Origin of the sequence: Paenibacillus senegalimassiliensis, assembly GCF_001486585.1 — a bacterium.
In the GTDB taxonomy this organism is placed as follows: domain Bacteria; phylum Bacillota; class Bacilli; order Paenibacillales; family Paenibacillaceae; genus Fontibacillus; species Fontibacillus senegalimassiliensis.
The window spans coordinates 1,208,634-1,227,731 of sequence record NZ_LN909046.1 but is presented as its reverse complement, the minus strand read 5'-3'; the positions used below and the strand labels follow the sequence as shown (position 1 = coordinate 1,227,731).

14 protein-coding genes are annotated in these 19,098 nt (G+C 50.6%); 13 read left to right on the top strand and 1 reads right to left on the bottom strand.

Annotated elements, in window-relative coordinates; genetic code table 11:
• The first annotated feature begins 1 nt into the window (after position 1).
• The 13 genes from BN3279_RS19705 to BN3279_RS19645 all read left to right on the top strand — a co-directional run bounded on the left by BN3279_RS19705 (position 2) and on the right by BN3279_RS19645 (position 17,579).
• Positions 2-1,186 (top strand): glycosyltransferase family 4 protein, encoded by a 1,185-nt coding sequence (locus BN3279_RS19705; RefSeq protein ID WP_059053226.1) that lies wholly within the window; start codon positions 2-4, stop codon positions 1,184-1,186.
• A gap of 170 nt (positions 1,187-1,356) precedes the next feature.
• Complete coding sequence (locus BN3279_RS19700) at positions 1,357-2,103, top strand: DeoR/GlpR family DNA-binding transcription regulator (protein WP_059053224.1); 747 nt, start codon at positions 1,357-1,359, stop codon at positions 2,101-2,103.
• A 2-nt stretch (positions 2,104-2,105) separates the two neighbouring features.
• Positions 2,106-3,080 carry a 1-phosphofructokinase gene (pfkB, locus tag BN3279_RS19695; RefSeq protein ID WP_059053223.1) on the top strand — a complete coding sequence of 325 codons (975 nt, stop codon included), beginning with the start codon at positions 2,106-2,108 and terminating at the stop codon, positions 3,078-3,080.
• Positions 3,067-4,977, top strand: coding sequence for a PTS fructose transporter subunit IIABC (locus BN3279_RS19690; protein ID WP_059053221.1), 1,911 nt, complete (start codon positions 3,067-3,069; stop codon positions 4,975-4,977). Before pfkB ends, BN3279_RS19690 begins: the two co-directional genes overlap by 14 nt.
• A gap of 255 nt (positions 4,978-5,232) precedes the next feature.
• Positions 5,233-6,798: an acetate--CoA ligase gene (locus BN3279_RS19685; protein WP_059054583.1), complete on the top strand. Its 1,566-nt coding sequence runs from the start codon at positions 5,233-5,235 to the stop codon at positions 6,796-6,798.
• A 110-nt stretch (positions 6,799-6,908) separates the two neighbouring features.
• On the top strand, positions 6,909-7,775 hold the full coding sequence (locus BN3279_RS19680) for an AraC family transcriptional regulator (protein WP_232436893.1): 867 nt from the start codon (positions 6,909-6,911) through the stop codon (positions 7,773-7,775).
• Between the two features lie 114 nt (positions 7,776-7,889).
• Positions 7,890-8,879: an aldo/keto reductase gene (locus BN3279_RS19675; protein WP_059053217.1), complete on the top strand. Its 990-nt coding sequence runs from the start codon at positions 7,890-7,892 to the stop codon at positions 8,877-8,879.
• A gap of 176 nt (positions 8,880-9,055) precedes the next feature.
• Positions 9,056-10,612, top strand: coding sequence for an ABC-F family ATP-binding cassette domain-containing protein (locus BN3279_RS19670; RefSeq protein ID WP_059053214.1), 1,557 nt, complete (start codon positions 9,056-9,058; stop codon positions 10,610-10,612).
• A gap of 197 nt (positions 10,613-10,809) precedes the next feature.
• Complete coding sequence (locus BN3279_RS19665; protein WP_059053212.1) at positions 10,810-11,532, top strand: YebC/PmpR family DNA-binding transcriptional regulator; 723 nt, start codon at positions 10,810-10,812, stop codon at positions 11,530-11,532.
• A 90-nt stretch (positions 11,533-11,622) separates the two neighbouring features.
• Positions 11,623-13,182: a ClC family H(+)/Cl(-) exchange transporter gene (locus BN3279_RS19660; protein ID WP_082673146.1), complete on the top strand. Its 1,560-nt coding sequence runs from the start codon at positions 11,623-11,625 to the stop codon at positions 13,180-13,182.
• A gap of 185 nt (positions 13,183-13,367) precedes the next feature.
• Entirely contained in the window at positions 13,368-15,116 is a 1,749-nt protein-coding gene (locus tag BN3279_RS19655) for a sensor histidine kinase (RefSeq protein ID WP_059053208.1), read from the top strand.
• Complete coding sequence (locus tag BN3279_RS19650; protein WP_059053206.1) at positions 15,109-16,743, top strand: response regulator; 1,635 nt, start codon at positions 15,109-15,111, stop codon at positions 16,741-16,743. Before BN3279_RS19655 ends, BN3279_RS19650 begins: the two co-directional genes overlap by 8 nt.
• 5 nt (positions 16,744-16,748) lie before the next feature.
• Positions 16,749-17,579 (top strand): AraC family transcriptional regulator, encoded by an 831-nt coding sequence (locus tag BN3279_RS19645; RefSeq protein WP_059053205.1) that lies wholly within the window; start codon positions 16,749-16,751, stop codon positions 17,577-17,579.
• Between the two features lies 1 nt (position 17,580).
• Here the strand turns inward: BN3279_RS19645 and BN3279_RS19640 are convergent, their stop codons facing one another.
• On the bottom strand, positions 17,581-19,092 hold the full coding sequence (locus BN3279_RS19640; protein WP_059053203.1) for an FAD-dependent oxidoreductase: 1,512 nt from the start codon (positions 19,090-19,092) through the stop codon (positions 17,581-17,583).
• Between the last annotated feature and the right edge of the window lie 6 nt (positions 19,093-19,098).

Genomic DNA, 19,098 nt, shown 5'->3' with positions numbered 1-19,098 from the left:
GATGAAAATTGTCATCATTACAGAGACGTTCTATCCCTCGACGAATGGAGTCGTTACGCGGCTATCCCATAGTATCCGTTGGCTGGTGCGACAGGGACATGAGGTTATCGTGATTTGTCCTGATCAGGGCGTTGGCGAATTTGAGGGAGCGGCCATTTATAGCATCCCTTCCTTCCGTTTCTTCTTATATCCCAATCTGCCCCTCTCTCTGCCTCACTGGAAGGTAGGCAAACTGCTGCGCCAGCATCGTCCCGATGTGGTACATGTAGTAAATCCGGCACTTCTTGGCGTGGCGGGAATTGCGTATGGAAGGCGCTACCCGCTAGTGGCTTCTTATCATACTCATGTTCCGCAATATGCTGATTATTATAAGCTGCCTTGGTTAAAGCCTGTGCTATGGACGTATCTACGCTTGCTCCATAATCGGGCCGACCTCAATCTTTGCACCTCCCGGGCTGTGCTTGGCGAGCTTGAGGAGCAGGTCTTCCAGAGAATTCAGCTTTGGCAACGGGGAGTGGACACGGAGGCTCTTGGTCCACAACATCATAGTGAGGAGATGCGTCATCGGCTCTCCGATGGAGAGAGTGACAAACGGCTGCTATTGTATGTCGGACGGCTCGCTGCGGAGAAGGAGATTGAACGTATTCGTGATATTTTACTCGCATCTAGTGAATTTCGTCTGGCTATTGTTGGCGATGGTCCTCACCGGACAGCACTAGAGTCCTATTTCGCAGGGACGGACACGGTCTTCACCGGATTTTTGCATGGGGAAGAATTGTTCCAAGCCTATGCCTCCAGCGATGTGTTTGTGTTTCCGTCCACGACGGAAACGCTGGGTCTGGTGCTGCTGGAGGCGATGGTCTCGGGCTTGCCGGTGGTGGCTGCTGCAAGCGGTCCTACGCGGGAGCAGATCGAGGAGGGCGTGACCGGATTGTTGTTCGAGCCCGAGGTGAAGGGCGCTCTGGTAGAAGCGGTACTGCGTCTGCGAGATGTGGATCTCTTGCAGACCATGGCCACCGCTGCCCGGGGCGGAGCATTGACGCAGGGCTGGGACGAACCCAGTCAGCAACTGCTGGGATTTTACAGCCAGGCCATAAGGCAGGCCCGAGACTTAACCAAGACCAGCCGAAGAACCGCATTATCTAACCGCAAAAGCTTGAAGCAAGCCAAGAAAAATGAGCTTTGAAGGATTAGCCTGTCGCGCTCTGCGGCAGGTTTTTACTTTTGCAAACAACTTTTTACTATCAAAGAAATATGGATGTTACCGTTATTGATTGAATCTGATTGATTTTGATAACTTATGATTGATTTTGAATGAATTTATGTTACGATAAAGGGGAGTTGGGAGGAATTACGATGCTGATAGAAGAAAGATATGCCCTAATATTACAGCGCTTACAAGAGCGTGGAGTGGTTAAGCTGCAAGAGCTTGTTGATTTGCTTGACGCTTCAGAATCTACGGTTAGACGGGATTTGGCTGATTTAGAAACCAAAGGGCTGCTCAAGCGGGTACATGGCGGAGCTTCGCTCCCGGGCGTGAAGAGCAGTGAGCCGGGGATGTCGGAGAAAACGTTCAAAAACGTTCAAGAAAAAGAAACCATCGCACAATTGGCAGCGGCTCAGCTAAAGGGAGGCGAATGTGTTTATCTGGATGCCGGAACAACCACGCTAGCTATGATTGCACATATAGATGCGCCAAACATTACAGTAGTGACTAATGGCCTTTCCCATGTAGAGGCATTAGTCAGCAAGCAAATCCGTAGCTACCTGCTAGGAGGTATGATGAAAAGCCATACGAAAGCAGTCATAGGAAGTATTGCACTACAAAATTTGGACAATTTTCGGTTTGACCAATGTTTCCTGGGTACCAATGGTATAGATGCCGAGTTGGGTTATACTACACCGGACCCCGAGGAAGCGTTAATCAAGCGGAGGGCACATCAATTATCTGCACGATCTTATGTGCTGGCTGATTCCAGCAAGTTCGGCGAAGTATCGTTCGCCAAGCTCTTTGATATTGATGAAGCTACAATCATTACAGATCGCCTTCCAGAGCATTTACGCAACGTAATCGGACATAAAACAAACATAATCGAGGGATGAGCATGATATACACCATAACACTGAACCCCTCCATCGACTACATTGTTGAGATCGAGGAACTGATGCTGGGCGGATTGAACCGCATTCAGCATGAAGCCAAGCTGCCAGGAGGTAAAGGCATCAACGTATCCCGTATTCTAAAGGAACTGGGTACAGACAGTCTCGCAACGGGTTTTCTGGGGGGCTTCACCGGAAGCTTCATTGAGCAATCGCTGGAGAAGCTGGATATTGAGCGCCGCTTCATTACAGTCGCGGGTGATACACGGATCAACATTAAGTTGAAGCACGGAGAAGAGACCGAAATTAACGGGCCAGGCCCACAGGTGACAACAGAGGAGGCCAACCAGTTGCTCGCTTTGCTGGCGGGAATCGGTCAAGGCGATTGGGTCGTCCTGTCAGGCAGCGCCCCTCCCTCGCTTGGCGGCGGCTTCTACGCCCGCTTGATCGAGGTATGCCAGGCAGCAGGCGCGGAGTTTGTAATTGACACGACGGGTGAGGCCTTGAAGGCGGCCCTTCCGAGTCGGCCGCTGCTCGTCAAGCCCAATCATCATGAATTGGCAGAGCTATTTGGCACAGAAATAAATTCTATGGAAGAAACGGTACACTATGGACGGCAATTGCTGGAGCTGGGAGCCAAGCAGGTGTTGGTCTCCATGGCTGGTGAAGGAGCCCTCTTCCTGACGCCAGAAGGCAGTTACCATGCTAATGCACCGAAGGGAACGGTCATCAATTCGGTAGGAGCCGGTGATTCCATGATTGGCGGGTTTATGGCCGCATTATCAGGCGGCGCTGATCTGCTGACTGCCTTCCGTACGGGGGTTGCGGCGGGCAGTGCCACCGCTTTTGCCCAGGATCTGGCTACGGGTGCAGAAATTCGAGCTTTATTGGAGCAGGTTCAGATTGCTCCCTTGTCTATAGACGATGAAGCGGCCCCAGGACCGCTGGGAAAGGAAGAGACGGACAATGAAGATCACTGATTTGATGCATCAGGATTTGATGATCATGGACCTGCGCGCGACCACGAAGGAGGATGCGATAGATGAGATGATTGCATCGCTTGCTGCCACTGGTCGACTTCAGGATGAGAAGCTGTTCCGTGATATGATCTGGAAGCGTGAAGGAGAATCGAGCACAGGCATCGGCGGTGGTATTGCTATGCCCCATGCCAAGACAGGGGCGGTAACGGCTCCGGCAGTCGTGTTTGCCAAAAGTGCAAAGGGAGTTGACTTTGACGCTCTGGATCAAGAGCCGGCTTACCTGTTCTTCATGATCGCCGCACCGGAAGGAGCAGGGAACACCCATCTGCGCACACTAGCAGCTTTGTCGCGGCTGCTCATTGATGCTGAATTCATTGAGCTACTTCGCAAGACCGCAACCCCTGATGAGGTGACGGCGCTGTTCGATGCTAGACAGGGGCAAGAGGAAGCCGTGAAGGTGACAACGGAGCAGGCGAAGTCCGATAACGTGGTTGCTGAGAAGCCGTTTGTCGTAGCGGTGACCGCCTGTCCGACAGGCATCGCCCATACGTTCATGGCGGAGGATGCCTTGAAGAAAAAGGCCAGCGAAATGGGCGTGAGCATCCGCGTAGAAACCAATGGCTCCGAAGGGGCTAAAAATGTGCTTACTGCGGAGGAAATTGCCCGTGCCAGCGGCGTTATTGTGGCTGCGGGCAAAACGGTGGAGATGACCCGCTTTGAAGGCAAACCGCTCCTGTTGCGGCCTGTCAGCGACGGTATTCGCAAACCGGAAGAGTTGATCTCAAAGGCGGTAAAAGGTGATGCCCCAATCTATCGCGGCGGCGCCGCTGGTGCCTCTGGAGCAGAAGAAGGCGCAGGCTCGTCCGTGGGTGGGGGAGTAGGCTCTAAAATTTATAAGGATTTGATGAACGGCGTTTCTCATATGCTGCCTTTTGTCGTGGGCGGCGGTATTTTGCTGGCGTTATCCTTCCTCTTGGAACGCTTCATGGCCCCTGATCATCCACTCGTCGTGCTGTTGCAAGCCTTGGGCGGTGGAGAAGGAGCCTTTCATTTCCTGATTCCTATTCTAGCGGGGTTTATTGCCATGAGCATCGGCGAACGCCCGGCGCTTATGCCGGGGATGGTCGGCGGATTTATGGCCGCAGGAGCCGGGGCTGGCTTTCTCGGAGGTCTGGCTGCCGGGTTCCTCGCGGGGTATGTCATCCTTGGGCTCCGGCGCCTGTTCGCGGGATTGCCGCAGGCGCTTAACGGCTTGAAGCCGATTCTGTTCTATCCGATCTTCGGTCTGCTGGTTACGGGCACGCTGATGTATTATGTGCTGTCACCCATTTTTAGCTGGATTAACACCGGAATGATTAATGGTCTTAATAGCTTGGGCACCGGTAACATGGTTCTGCTCGGTCTGGTCCTAGGAGGGATGATGGCCATTGATATGGGGGGCCCATTCAACAAAGCCGCCTACACATTCTCCATTGGTGTATTTACCTCCAGCGGTAACGTAAATGGTCTGATGATGGCTGCGGTTATGGCTGGAGGGATGGTGCCGCCACTGGCCATCGCTTTGGCAACTACTTTCTTCAAGAACAAGTTCACGGCTCAGGAACGGCAATCCGGTCTGACGAACTATGTGCTGGGCCTTTCGTTTATTACCGAAGGAGCGATCCCGTTCGCTGCCGCTGATCCGTTGCGCGTACTTACTTCTTGTATTATCGGCTCGGCTGTGGCCGGCGGTCTGACCCAATGGTGGAGCGTGAACGTACCGGCTCCGCATGGCGGGGTCTTCGCAGCCGCGTTGGCAAACAATGCCGCGTTATTCCTTCTGGCAGTGCTGATCGGCTCCGTCATCTCTGGCCTGGTACTAGGACTGTGGAAGAAGCCGCTAGCTAAAGTTTCATAAAATATGGAGCGAGCGACACCTTCATGTACCACTTTTTTTGTGGTGATGAAGGTGTCGTTTGTTATATTTCTGTCCTGTGATTGTCAATTTATCGGCACACATGCCAGAGACTGATCTTAGCACCTGGTACTATATCGTGGTATAATGGTTAGATATAAGAGTATTCATTATTAGTAGCTGTAGTTGAAAAGGGGATAGGACGAATTGAAATATGAGCAATGGGTGGCTCCGGAATATTATAATTTAACATCGGAAATGGAAAAGCACGATTCAAATAAGACAGCCTTGAAATGGCTGAGTGAGCAAGGAGAATACGAAGAGATTACCTATGGCAAACTGCTTGCCATGGCCAATCGATTGGCTGGAGGTCTGGCTAACCTTGGGCTTCATAAGGGCGATCGCGTGCTGGTTATGATGCCTCGCCGGATTATGGCCTACGCTATTTACCTGGCCTGCCTCAAGCAAGGCCTGACCATCATCCCTTCTTCCGAAATGCTGCGGGCCAAGGATTTGGCCTATCGTTTGCGTCATTCAGGCGCGCGTGCGGTCATAGTATGGCATAGTGTCACAGAAGAGGTTGACAAGCTTGATGGCGATATTCCAACATTGGAATATCAAATTTTGGTAGGCACGGGCGGTGACCTTGGTTCGCATTCCTCCCACTGGACTTTGGTTGAACAGCTTATGGACGGGCAGCCAGATACCTTCACCACGGTAGAAACCCAACGTGATGACACTGCGATTTTGGCCTACACCTCAGGCACTACGGGCAATCCAAAAGGGGTTGTGCATAGCCATGGCTGGGGATATGCGCATCTGCGTATCACCAAATCCTGGTTGGACATTCGCGATACCGATATCGTATGGGCAACTGCTGCACCAGGATGGCAGAAATGGATCTGGAGTCCGTTCCTGTCGGTGTTGGGGAACGGTGCGACAGGATTTGTGTACCACGGCGCTTTCCAGCCCACTCGTTATTTACAGTTAATTCAAAAATATGGTGTGCAAGTAATGTGCTGTACTCCTACAGAATACCGGATTATGTCCAAGACGGATACGCTGGGTGACTATGATCTTTCCTCTCTGCGCAGTGCCGTATCAGCCGGAGAGCCGCTCAATCAGGAGGTTATTAATACCTTCCGCCGCTACTTCGATATTACGATTCGCGATGGGTACGGACAGACGGAGAGCACCTTGCTGATCGGAAATTTGAAGGATGCTCCACTCCAGTTGGGCGCGATGGGCAAAGCCATTTCTCCTGGAGTCGTCGAAGTAGTGGATGATGAAGGTATACCGCTTCCTGCTGGTGAGGTGGGGGATATTGCCGTCCATTTAGATATGCCAGCATTGTTCCAGTCCTATTATCAGGACCCTAAGCGGAAGGCGCAAAATGTCCGCGGGAATTATTTCATTACTGGTGATCGGGCCAGAAGGGATGAAGAAGGATACTTCTGGTTCGAAGGCCGGGGCGATGATATTATTATCAGTTCCGGGTATACAATCGGTCCGTTTGAAGTGGAGGAAGCGCTGATGAAGCACGACGCTGTGAAGGAATGCGCGGCAGTAGCCAGCCCGGATGAAATGCGGGGACATATCGTCAAGGCCTTTATTGTACTTAAAGAGGGCTACGCAGGCACTCCTGAATTGGTCAAAGAACTGCAAAGCCATGTTAAATCCTGGACAGCGCCATACAAGTATCCACGGAAAATCGAATTTATGGAGGATTTGCCGAAGACGAACACGGGCAAGATTCGCCGGATTGAATTGCGACAAAGGGAAGATCAGGCCAATCTGGCCGAAGCGGAGAAACCGTTGAAATAACTGCATAATGAAGGAAAGATCATTCGCCGAATTTGGCCGAATGATCTTTTTTGCTTACAGGTCTATGGACAAAAATGATACAATGTCTTGCAAATGCAAGCTTAGTAGATATGAAAAATCGAGAGAACAAGGAAGGTGAGGCCATGGGGGCCATATTCCACTATAATCCGGACCTTGCGTTCCGCGAATCGCCGGATATGTATTTATGTTTTTGGGGGAAGGAACACTGTGAGCCCCTCCATACTTTTGGCCCGGGAGTACGGGACATCTATAAGATTCACTTCGTTCATGCGGGAAAGGGAGTGGTGCGGGCTGAAGGTGAGACCCATGTGGTTACGGCCGGACAAGCCTTTATTGCATTTCCCGAGCATGTCATTTTTTATCAGGCAGATGAGCATGATCCCTGGACCTATTCCTGGATCGGATTTTACGGGGAACAAGTGCCCTATTTGCTAAATCGGACAAGCTTAAGTCCAAGCGATCCGGTATTTCCGATGGATACGAAGCTGATGCCCAGGCTCTACGAGTTGTTGAATGAAGTAGAACAGGAAGAAGCTGCTGTACGTGATCTGCGTATGCAGGCGCTGCTTAATGAATTTTTTGCGACAATGGTCAAGCTGGCCCCAGTAACCGCGGAGAGGGGGACCAAACCCCAAACCAAGGATAACTATATTCATCGTTGCCTTGACTTTCTGCATACCCATTATGCGGAGGACATCACCGTTGCACAATTGGCTACCATGGTGGGGTTGGACCGAAAATATTTGTCCGCTTTGTTCAAGCGTACAGTCGGATTACCTCCCCAACAATATTTGCTGAAATATCGAATGGAACGGGCGTGTGAATTGCTCAAGAGAGGGAAATTTACAGTTGGTGAAGTAGCACGATCGGTTGGCTACCAGGATGCCCTCTTGTTCTCCAAAATGTTCAGGAAGACGATCGGAGTAGCCCCTTCCGATTATCGTATGCATACCTGAGGGCTGGAACAATAAAGAGACATTATGCCATATAGTCCAGCCTTACTGATATAGGTATCTCCGACATGCTGCATTATATTAATGATATATCCATTGCGAGGAGGACAAGCATAGATGTATCAAGCAAATGAACAGAGATACGAATCAATGACATATCGTCGTTCGGGCAGAAGCGGCTTGAAGCTGCCAGCGATTTCACTTGGCTTATGGCATAATTTCGGAGGTATTCATTCACTGGAGAATGGACGTGCGATGTTGCATCGGGCATTTGATCTGGGGATTACTCATTTTGATCTAGCCAACAATTACGGTCCCCCGGCTGGATCGGCGGAGGAAACGTTTGGCAAAGTGCTGGAGGATTTCCGCCCTTATCGGGATGAGATGATTATCTCGACCAAGGCTGGATACTATATGTGGCCAGGTCCTTACGGGGATTGGGGTTCAAAGAAATATCTGGTCGCAAGTCTGGATCAAAGCCTCAAGCGGATGGGGCTGGATTATGTCGATATTTTCTACCATCATCGTCCAGATCCGGAGACTCCGCTGGAGGAAACAATGGCGGCACTGGATTTGATTGTGCGGCAAGGGAAGGCCTTGTATGTCGGGTTGTCCAGCTATCGTCCGGAGGAGACGAAGGCTGCGGCACAAATTCTAAAACAATTAGGCACGCCAGCGGTCATTCACCAACCGAACTATTCTATGATGAATCGCTGGATCGAGGATGGACTTCAAGAGGTGCTGGAGGAGGAAGGAATCGGATCGATTGTCTTCTCCCCGCTGGAGCGTGGCATCTTGACGGATCGCTATCTGCACGGCATTACACCGGATTCCCGCGCGGCCGGACCTAGTGTGTTCCTGCGTCCGGAAGAAATCAACGAAGAGCTGATTGCCAAGGTAAGCAAGCTTAATGATCTGGCGGCAGAACGTGGTCAGAAGCTGTCGCAAATGTCATTAGCCTGGGTGCTTCGGGGAGGCCGGGTGACCTCGGCTCTGATTGGTGCCAGTAAGGTCAGCCAGATTGAAGATGCGGCACATGCTTTGGATCAAGCTTCCTTCTCCGATGAGGAGCTGCGGTTAATCGACGACATTCTGGGTTATAGCTAAAGCGACGGCATCCTGGAAGTAAGGTGAGGAATTGTAAAAAAGGCATCGCCCGAAGAAATATTGGGGGGATGCCTTTTTTAGGTTGAGCTTGAGTCCCTTTACCCGGTATAATATGACGAGTGTACCTGTAAACGGGTAGAATAACGACATTTTATATAGAAAAGGTGTTAAATCGCATGAGTGTTTTGAATGTAGAACGTTTAAGCCACGGATTTGGGGATCGGGCGATCTTCACTGACGTATCCTTTCGGTTGCTCAAGGGTGAGCACATCGGCTTAGTGGGAGCCAACGGTGAAGGCAAATCCACATTTATGAATATTATTACTGGTAAGCTCCAGCCCGACGAGGGCAAGGTTGAATGGGCCAGACGTGTGCGGGTAGGCTACCTCGATCAGCACGCCGTCCTTTCCCAAGGCATGACGATTCGTGATGTGCTTCGCGGCGCTTATCAGTATCTGTTCGATATGGAACAGGAAATGAACGATATGTACGGGAAAATGGGCGAGGTGTCCCCGGAGGAGCTTGAACAATTGCTGGAGGATGTCGGCACAATTCAGGACACGCTGACCAGCCAGGATTTCTACCTGATCGATGCCAAGGTGGAGGAAACGGCTCGGGGCTTGGGTCTTACAGACATTGGCCTGGATCGTGATGTACACGATTTGAGTGGTGGACAGCGGACGAAGGTATTGCTGGCCAAGCTGCTGCTGGAGAAGCCTGATATTTTACTGCTGGACGAGCCGACGAACTACCTGGACGAGCAGCATATTGAATGGTTGAAGCGTTATTTACAGGAATATGAGAATGCCTTTATCTTGATCTCGCATGATATTCCGTTCCTCAACAGTGTCATTAACTTGATCTACCATATGGAAAATCAAGAATTGAACCGATATGTTGGCGATTATGATTACTTCCAGCAGGTGTACGAGGCCAAGAAGCTGCAGCTTGAATCAGCCTACAAACGCCAGCAGCAGGAAATTGCTGGCTTAAAGGACTTCGTGGCTCGCAACAAGGCTAGTGTAGCGACCCGTAATATGGCGATGTCCAGACAGAAGAAGCTCGACAAGATGGATGTGATTGAACTGGCCAAGGAGAAGCCGAAGCCACAGTTCCTGTTCAGGGATGCAAGAACCTCGGGCAAGCTGATCTTTGAAGCAACAGATTTGGTTATCGGTTATGACTCGCCTTTGTCCAGACCACTTAACCTGCGAATGGAGCGCGGCCAGAAGATTGCGCTGGTCGGGGCCAACGGAATCGGGAAGACGACCTTGCTACGGAGTATTCTCGGCCAAATACCGGCAATCTCCGGCCAGGTGCAATTGGGCGATATTCTGGAAATCGGTTATTTCGAGCAAGAGATCAAGGATGCCAATTACAATACATGCATTGAAGAAGTCTGGAACGAGTTCCCGTCCTACACGCAGTTTGAGGTTCGTGCGGCGCTGGCGAAATGCGGTCTAACGACGAAACATATTGAAAGTAAGATCGCCGTGCTAAGTGGCGGCGAGAAGGCCAAGGTTCGCCTGTGTAAGCTGATTAACCGGGAAACAAATGTACTCGTACTGGACGAACCGACCAACCATCTGGATGTCGATGCCAAGGATGAGTTGAAGCGTGCACTCAAGGCTTACAAGGGCAGCATTCTTCTCATATCCCATGAGCCTGAATTCTATCAGGATATCGTCACGGAAACGTGGAACTGCGAATCCTGGACAACGAAAACACTATAAATGGCAGTTGCTCTCCCTGCTGGGGAGGGCTTTTTGCCCGTGCTTCTGTAAGCACACCCTACCCGCGCCTTGAGTAGAGAGTCGGAAGGGGAGGGGATTGAGTCAAGCTGACACAGAAGGTTTAAGGGAATAGCTCTACAAAGCGTAATAAAATCGGTTATAATAGTTAGGTAGATTATATAGAAAGTGGGAAGAGTATGGGCCGCAAATGGAACAATATCAAAGAGAAGAAAGCTTCGAAGGACGCTAATACTAGCCGAGTCTATGCAAAATTCGGTGTAGAAATTTATGTTGCTGCCAAGAAGGGCGAGCCGGACCCGGAATCGAACCGCGCATTGCGGGTTGTTCTGGAAAGAGCTAAAACCTATAACGTGCCTAAAGCGATTATCGACCGTGCGCTTGACAAGGCCAAGGGCAGCTCGGAAGAGACCTATCAGGAGCTGCGTTATGAAGGCTTCGGTCCAAATGGCTCTATGGTCATTGTTGATACATTGACGAACAACGTAAACCGTACGGCTCCCGAGGTTCGTTCCGCATTCAACAAGAATGGCGGGAACATGGGTGTCAGCGGTTCCGTTTCCTATATGTTTGATGCTACAGCCGTCATCGGGATGGAAGGCAAAACCCTGGATGAGGTATTTGATATTTTGCTAGAGGCCGATATTGAAGTTCGCGATATTCTGGAGGAGGACGAGTCGGTTATCGTATATGCCGAACCCGACCAGTTCCATGTCGTGCAGGAAGCGCTCAAGAATGCAGGGATTACCGAATTTACGGTGGCCGAGCTAACCATGCTGGCTCAAAATGAGTTGTCGCTTGCCCCGGATGCTGAAGCGCAGTTCGAGAAGTTGATCGATGCGCTTGAGGACTTGGAAGACGTACAACAGGTGTACCATAACGTGGAGTTTGCTGAAGAATAATCGGATGAGATAGAAGGCTGATCGGGTGCACATGTACCCCTCAGCCTTTTTCTTGCTGTACAAACATTAATTTAGAAGAAGGTCCTGCTAGTGCATGAACATGAAACACCCCGCTTATTATCGCTATGGTTTAATTTTAAGTTTCGTCTGCTTGCAGGTGGTGCTCTTGTAGGGCTTGCAGCGGGTATTGTAGTTGTACTGTACCGTTTTGTACTGGAAGAAGTGCTCAGTGTCGTACTCGAATGGTATGGTTACCTCCAACACCATCTTTGGCTCGTTCCTTTATGGCTGTTGGCATTATCATTAGCCGGGTGGATTACAGGTAAGCTGGTGGTATGGCAGCCGATGATCTCCGGTAGTGGAATTCCACAGGTCAAAGGGATATTGCAAAATAAATTACAAATGAATTGGTGGAAGGGGTTAATTGCCAAATTCATTGGAGGAACGCTGAGCATTGGCTCAGGCTTATCCCTTGGACGCGAAGGCCCATCCATTCAAATCGGGGCCAGTGTTGGGCAGGGTGTAAGCCGCATATTGCGCCGCTCTAAGACGGAGGAGCATATGCTCGTTACCTGTGGAGCGAGTGCGGGACTGGCGGCGGCTTTTAATGCTCCTATTGCGGGGGTTATTTTTGCATTGGAAGAGATGCATATGAACTTCTCGCCACTTATAATGATTGTGGCCTTGGCCTCATCTCTCGTAGCTGATTATGTCTCCAAAGAATTTTTTGGATTGAACCCAATATTTCAGCTCTCCTCCATAGGCAGCTTGCCGCTCAGCCAATACGTTCACCTGATTATTCTAGGTATTGTCGTCGGCATTGGCGGCATCGGATTTAACAAGGCAATTTATGCCTTTCAGAACTTATATCGGAAGATGAAGCGATTGCCCGCTTCATTTCGTCCAGTGCTGCCTTTTCTCCTGTCGGGCGTATTAGGCTTATCGTTACCGCAGGTTTTAGGTGGGGGAAATCATCTGGTCAATGAACTGGTCGATCAAGCCTTTCCGTTAAAACTGCTACTGCTTATTTTAGCCGTCAAATTTGTATTCACTATGTTTAGCTACGGTTCGGCCGCGCCGGGAGGGATCTTTTTGCCTATGCTTGTCATCGGAGGAATGATTGGCGTGGTGTATTGTAAGGCGGTTAATGGTTTGAGCGGGGCGGGGTTGAGTGAGGGAGGATTCCTCATTTTGGCCATGGCAGGGTATTTCACGGCCAGCGTCCGATCCCCTATAACAGGCATTATCCTGATTACGGAAATGACGGGCTCCTTCTCGAATTTGCTCTCTACAGGTATTGTATGCCTTGTAGCATACATGACAGCAGAACTCTTCCGTTCTCATCCTATTTATGAGGTGCTGCTGGAACGATTTTTGCGCCAGGGAACAGGTCAGACGGGGCAAGAGTCAACGGAGAAGGTTGTGCTTGAGATTCCGATTCATCCCGGCTCTCCTATGGACGGCTTGCTCATCAGAGATTTCCAATGGCCAGGGCACTGTCTGATTGTATCGGTTAAAAGGGGATCAACTGAAATCATCCCGGCAGGTGACTTCATCTTGCTGGCTGGCGATTATTTAATAGTATTAACTGATTATGGTCGTGCGAGTCAGGTGCGAATGACCTTGCAGCAAGCCGCTTATATAGGCTAACTGAGTTAATATAACGGGACAATAGACTTCCACCACGTGGAGGTCTATTTGCTATATCTACCTGCGGTGAAGCTACGGTTGGCATACGGTCAGTCGACTGTTCTCCATATCGGTTATTGTCGATTCAGGGGTTAGAGTGACATAATCGAAGGGATAGGGACTTCTATAGGAAGGCGTGAAGAAGCTTGGACTACCTTCGCAGGCAATCATTTCGCAACAAACTCAAAATCGCATTTCTCGTCGTCATCGTGCTGTCTGTACTGATGACCGGCGGGCTGTCCTATTATATTTCCGCTGCTACGCTGGAGAAGAATGCCCTGAAGCTCACGCAGGACACGGTGGTCAGGTCTGCACAAATCGTGGATGAGAAGCTGAACAAGCTGATGCTGATTATGATGACGTTTATGATCAGCCAGCCCTTTTACGATATGCTGAAGGATGCTGCCTCCGGGGATGCCAGCAAATATTATACGCATCTGAATGATCTTGATAACGTTTTCTCGCAGGCCCGGATTGCCGAGCCGCTAATTCATTCTATCTATGTCTCCACGCCGATCGGGGAGTTCTACCCTTCATCCATGAATCGCAATCGGGTGAATACCTTTGAGAATACGTTTCTATTTGAACGGATTGAGCGAGAGAAGAAGAATATTTGGGTGGAAGGTCATGAGGATATGCTGTTCTCTGGTGGAGACCGGGTCATTTCACTGATCCTGGAGCCGATCTTCGATTTTCCGGTCAACGATGTCTATATAGTTGTCAACATTCGTGAGGATGGCTTCCGAAAGCTGGTGCAGGGAGAGAGCGGAACGTCCAGCTTCAGCTTCCTGCTGAATGCCGAGGGAGAGACGGTGTACCCTGCGAGGGAGCCGCTGGTTCGGCAAGCCGTGGAGGCAGGGAACCTCAGGCATATGATGAGTCGCCCCGAAGGCAATCAGTCCTTTGAATTGAACGGCAAAGCCTATTTGCTGAACTATGCCAAGCTGGGCATTGCCGACTGGACCATGACGACCGTTCAATCCCAGGCCAGTGTGCTAAAGGACATGGTATACGTGAAATGGCTGATCGCGGGGATCGCCTTGACTGCTTTTGTCGTAGCGGCCCTGATCTCCGGCGCACTTACGCGATATCTGCTCAAGCCTTTACAAGGGCTGATGAAAGTGATGAGGCGAGTGGAGAACAATGACTTGTCCGCCCGCTTCGAGAGTGGGGGTGGAGACGAATTGGCGCAGGTTGGTATCCGGTTTAACCGGATGCTGGAGCAGATCGTGTTGCTGATCGAAGAGGTTACGGAGGCACAGACCAATAAGCGCTCGGCCGAGATTAAGGCATTGTCGGCGCAGATGGACCCGCATTTTCTGTACAATACACTCAACACGATATATTGGAAGCTCAACTTGAAGCAGGTTGGGCCGTCGCAGAAGATGGTCATGTCACTATCCCGGTTGTTTCAGCTTGGGTTGAACAACGGCCAGGAGATTACCACCCTGTCTAAGGAACTGGAGCATGTGCGCCAATATCTGGAGCTCCAATCAAGCTGTTATGAGGGATTGTTCTCTTATGAAATTCAAGTGCACGAACCGGAGTTATCCGCACTTTCCATACCGCGCATTATTTTGCAGCCGCTGGTGGAGAACAGCATTTTGCATGGATTCCACGACCTGGGAAGCGGCGGAAGGATTGAGATCGGGATTGCCGGAGAAGGGGAGCGCTGGACGCTCACTGTCAAGGATAACGGCAGTGGCATGGATGAGGACCAGGTCCGCTCCCTCTTCTGGCGAGAATCGGAGAAAGGCTATGCCGTGTCCAATCTCATTCGGCGGCTTCAACTCTATTACGGAGATAGTGCAGAATTTCATGTAGACAGTATACCGGATGAAGGAACAACGATACGGATTTCTTTGCCCAAGAAGGGAGAACGTGCGGATGAGTAACCATGAGGAGATCAAACTGTGCATTATTGATGATATTAAAAGCGTGGTAGATGGGCTGACGGCCATAAGCTGGGCTGAGGAAGGAATTCGGGTCGTCGGCGTAGCTAGCAACGGAGAAGAGGGGTTCAGACTGATTCAGGAGTTGCAGCCTGATCTTATTATTACCGATATACGCATGCCGAAAATGGATGGGCTGAGTCTGCTGCGGGCTGTGCTGGAAGAGAACCGAGGCTGCAAAGTTATTCTGATCAGCGGCTATGCCGACTTTGAGTATGCGCAGCAGGCGGTGCAGTTGGGGGCGTTTGACTTTGTCGTCAAGCCCTTTTCCGAGGAAGACATCATGTCGACGGTATTGCGGGCGAAGGGTGCGATTATGGAAGAGAGGTCCAAGCTGCTAAGCCAGACGGAGATGGAGAATAAGCTGCGAGAGAGTATGCCGGTGCTGCGCAATGAGTATTTTGCAATGCTTGTGAGCCACCGCACTTCCTGGGAAGAGGCCTCAAGACGCTGGGATTTCCTGAATATTGAACTGGCACCGCAAGGTTTTGTGGTCATGTTGCTGGAAATTGACCGTTTTCAGGAACGAGTTGCCGAACTGTCCATCCGGGAGATGGAACTGATTCGCTTCTCCTTGTTAAATATCATGCAGGAGACCTTGGCTGACTATGCTTGCAGTGTCGTTTTCCGGGCTCGCCATGATCGGTATCTTGCGGTTCTGAATGATCCTGATGCATCCCAACCGTTCAGTGCAGTGGAAATTGCGGAGCAATGCTGCCGAAATATTGAACGATATACCAAATTCACCATTTCCGTTGGTGTTGGCGGGAGAGTGGAAGAGATTAACGATTTGCCGGATTCCTATCGTCAGGCACAGCAAGCGCTGTCCCACCATCTATTCACCGAAGGAAATGCGGCCATTATGTACGACGATATTCACCAGAGCGGGAGTCAGGTGCCGCTCGCTCTGGAGTACAAGGACGAACTGCTGCTGGCCCTCCGCTCCGGGAATGCTGATCGAACAGCCGCTATACTCACAGCGATTTCGGAAACGCTGCAAAGTCTGATCTCACGGCAAAGTCCTGATTATCTCCTTAGCCTGTATGATGAGCTGGCTGCATCGGCTATCCGTACCTTTTATGAGATGGTTCCTTATCCGGACATTCAGCCGCTAATTCAGCGGTTCAGAGCGGTACAAGGAACTGCCGGGCTGTCGCTCTCCTCTTTGCAGCGTCAGTTGCTGGTCTTGTGTACAGAGGGAGCCGAATTAGTGCGCCGGAACAGCTTATCCGAAGGACAGCGGGTCATCTATGAGGCTATTGATTATATCAAAGGCCGCTTATCCCGGGATATTACCGTTGGTGAATGCGCTGCTAATGTTCATCTCAGCGCCAGTTACTTTTCCAGCTTGTTCAAGAAAGTAACCGGTATGACAGTCACACAGTATACGACCTCGGAACGGATTCAGAAGGCGAAGCTGCTGCTGGTGGAGGGGGTGCAGGTACAGGAAGTGGCTTCTGCCGTAGGTTATGAGGAGCGCCGCTACTTTAGCGAGATGTTCAAGAAGGTGACGGGGCAGACACCCTCGGAGTTCAGAGCAGGCTATCACCCTGATCGGCCAGAGGGGTGAGGCCAATGTCCGAATCAGTCCCGCAGCACTCCCATGTCATTTATGCCAATTATTCGATACACACCCAGCCTCATACTGTTGAGTATATGAAGGGGTTGAACTTCTATCTGTTCCGGCTGCAGGCCGAAGGAACCTGCCGGATGCTGATCGAAGGGAAATATGAGACGATTATCCCTGGCGACCTGCTCATTTATCCTCCGGTTCAGCCGTATGGACTCCAGGTGCTGCCTCGAAGCGGGCCCCAATCGCAGGAGATTCAACCCGTAGCCGACTATTTTCTGGCTGGTCAGGGAGAATGGCTAGATGCGTGGTGGGAGGGGAGAGGCTTGCCCATCAAAACAAACATCGGGTTTGACGATACGGTCATCACCTTATGGAAGCATATCGTCGGCGAGAAGAAGAAGGTCATGCAGAACCAAGGGGAGATCATGGACTATCTCCTGAGAACGCTTTGCCTGACTCTGGAGCAAGTAATCGACATCAAGCAACACCGTAAGGGGGGAGATACCGCCTACAAGCTTAAGCTATTCATCGAGAATCATGCCCATGAACCCCTTAGTCTGGAACAAATATCAGCCTCCGTCGGCCTAAGTGTGTCTCGTTGCTCCTACCTGTTCAAATCGGCTTTTGGTAAATCGTTATACGCTTACTGCATTGATGTCAGGCTGAACCTTGCGCAGCAGCAAGTGCTTTACGGTAATCTGGCGATGGAGCAGGTTGCTGAGAATACAGGCTTCCAGAGCTATGCTCATTTTAGCCGTGTGTTTCGTGAACGCTTCGGACATCCTCCAGGAGAATATCGGCGCAGATTCGGCTTTCAATTTAATCACTATTAAGTCAGGTCGTAGCGTCTTCGTACAACACTTGATTCTCTTCGACGAGGACAGCATTCAACTCCTTGTACTTCACATGTTGAACGATGCCATCCGCCTCAAGCGCCAGTACGGCTGCGACGGCAGCCGATTGCCCCAGAATCATGAATACGGGCTCCATCCGAATGGAGCCGTAGGCGGCATGAGTAGCGGAGACGCACACCGGTACGATCAAATTCGTACATTCTGACCGCTGCGGTACAATTGCCCGATAGCTGATGGGGTAAGGCGCTTGCAGCCTTATATAAAATCCACCCTCCGTGCTTACATGTCCATCTTCATTTACATAGTATTGGGTATGGTGCGAGTCCATGGCAAAGGAGCCCATTCCGATGGAGTCCGGCACCGGATTGTCCAGCCTGACATCATGTTCCGTTACTACATAATCACCAATCATTCGGCGAGACTCTCTAATGTATAACTGAGGTGTCCAGTGACCCGTCTCAACAAATTCATCAAGCGGCAGTCCCCAAGGCTGATAAACGTTCCGAATATCCTCTGGCACACGCAGATGGTTCTGAATCGTCCAGACATATCCTTGCTGATAGATCCGGTGCGCTTCCCAAATTTGCTCGCGTGTACGATAGTCAGCCTCTGCATAGTTGTGATTCATGCCATTGTAATCGGTGGAAATACCGCTGTTGTTATTAGAGTCGGTCTTATCCGAGGTTACTCGATTTAGTTTGAAGAACCGGGAGTTCTGCCCCTGCTCAATAGCCCGGAACAAAATTTCATAATCCGATTCGTTGTATTCCTTTGGCTTTTCAATAGGCAACCGATTGTCCGGATTGTTCGTCAGACACATACGGAAGTTATAGGCTTGCAGCTTGTTGTCTCCATCACCAATGTTGCCTCCACGATTGCAATTAACGCGCGCAAGCAAGCCGCTGGAAGGGACACCCTTCACAATATAAGGATCAATCCCGGCGGGCAGTTCATTAAGTTCATCACCGGGCTGAATGCCGTTTAGCGTCTCCCCGTATTGTGAGTTCGACTCCCTACCGACGAAGTAGGATACGCCCGCATTACCCATCAAATCTCCTTCATACGTAGCGTCGATAAATACTTTGGCTCGATAAATGTTTGCAGATTGCGTACGGAAGGAGGTAATCTTTGTTCCTTGTTTGTTCACCCCGTTCTGCAGGTCCAGCCTTTCCCCGTAAACGACCTCTATACGGTGTTCTGATACCCAATCTTGTAACACTTCAAGCGCGACCTTAGGTTCAAAGAGCCAGCAGGCCCCATCTTGCGAATACTTTCGAGCGACTCGCTGGTAAAATTCCAAGGATAAGCCGCCGACAGCCTGCTTCATCCCGACATCCGTATCTCCAAGGCCACCGCTGGTCATACCCCCGATGCGCTGGCCTGGCTCAATCACAATCACCGATTTGCCCATTTTCTTCGCTTGGACAGCCGCCGTAATCCCCGCTGCCGTCCCTCCGTAAATGACAATATCATATTGTTTCTCTTGGCTCATTTTCAG

Coding starts and splice junctions, on each gene's coding strand:
- BN3279_RS19705 (WP_059053226.1), top strand. CDS start 2: ATGAAAATTGTCATCATTACAGAGACGTTCTATCCCTCGACGAATGGA.
- BN3279_RS19700 (WP_059053224.1), top strand. CDS start 1,357: ATGCTGATAGAAGAAAGATATGCCCTAATATTACAGCGCTTACAAGAG.
- pfkB (WP_059053223.1), top strand. CDS start 2,106: ATGATATACACCATAACACTGAACCCCTCCATCGACTACATTGTTGAG.
- BN3279_RS19690 (WP_059053221.1), top strand. CDS start 3,067: ATGAAGATCACTGATTTGATGCATCAGGATTTGATGATCATGGACCTG.
- BN3279_RS19685 (WP_059054583.1), top strand. CDS start 5,233: ATGGAAAAGCACGATTCAAATAAGACAGCCTTGAAATGGCTGAGTGAG.
- BN3279_RS19680 (WP_232436893.1), top strand. CDS start 6,909: ATGAAAAATCGAGAGAACAAGGAAGGTGAGGCCATGGGGGCCATATTC.
- BN3279_RS19675 (WP_059053217.1), top strand. CDS start 7,890: ATGTATCAAGCAAATGAACAGAGATACGAATCAATGACATATCGTCGT.
- BN3279_RS19670 (WP_059053214.1), top strand. CDS start 9,056: ATGAGTGTTTTGAATGTAGAACGTTTAAGCCACGGATTTGGGGATCGG.
- BN3279_RS19665 (WP_059053212.1), top strand. CDS start 10,810: ATGGGCCGCAAATGGAACAATATCAAAGAGAAGAAAGCTTCGAAGGAC.
- BN3279_RS19650 (WP_059053206.1), top strand. CDS start 15,109: ATGAGTAACCATGAGGAGATCAAACTGTGCATTATTGATGATATTAAA.
- BN3279_RS19645 (WP_059053205.1), top strand. CDS start 16,749: ATGTCCGAATCAGTCCCGCAGCACTCCCATGTCATTTATGCCAATTAT.
- BN3279_RS19640 (WP_059053203.1), bottom strand. CDS start 19,092: ATGAGCCAAGAGAAACAATATGATATTGTCATTTACGGAGGGACGGCA.